This is a genomic window from Vibrio sp. 03_296, assembly GCF_002265885.1.
This window is the reverse complement of sequence record NZ_NPKW01000216.1, coordinates 1-555: the sequence shown is the minus strand read 5'-3', so window position 1 is coordinate 555 and position 555 is coordinate 1. Positions and strand designations below refer to the sequence as shown.

2 pseudogenes are annotated in these 555 nt (G+C 48.7%); both read right to left on the bottom strand.

Annotation, left to right across the window (positions count from 1 at the left end):
• Nucleotides 1–318, bottom strand: a pseudogene (locus CIK04_RS23500) (hypothetical protein); the annotation flags it as partial.
• 10 nt (nt 319–328) lie between these two features.
• Nucleotides 329–555 (bottom strand): annotated as a pseudogene (locus CIK04_RS23495) (glutamate--cysteine ligase); the annotation flags it as partial.

The window sequence follows — 555 nt, the reverse complement described above, 5'->3', positions numbered from 1 at the left end:
TTGCGCTTGAGCATAACCATACGCGCTACTCACGTGCCCCAAGGATAAAMCCAAGTATATAGTCTTTGGTGGTCTTGCGTCGTGGCGAAAGCTGCTTTCTTGTTTGACAAACGCCATCGCGACTTGAATCGGGGTTCCCCACTCCTTTTCCATCGCTAAGGCATCTTTATACCAGCGAGGTTTCTCACGGAAAATGTCGCATACGTTATTTTGCTGCGCCGGCGGGGTAGTCGCACAGCCAGATAACCCCACCAAACCGAACAACAACACACGGCGAGCAATCTTACTCACTCCTCTTTCAGCAGAGGCTCCTGTCATTTGCCGATCCCTATTTTAAGTAGGCAAAATAATCGGCCAAAAAGGTATCGAAATCCACCTCATCGGCTTGTTCAATCTGGCTCTGTTTAATGAGGGAGAGCTCAACTTCTTGCTCCATTTGCTGCAGAGAGAAGTGACGATATTGATGAGCTAAGTTTTGCTCACGGTATGCACGCCCCAACTCACACCCCGTCGCTCCTAAGCTGCCATTTTTCTGAATCAAAGTAAGTAGCTGTG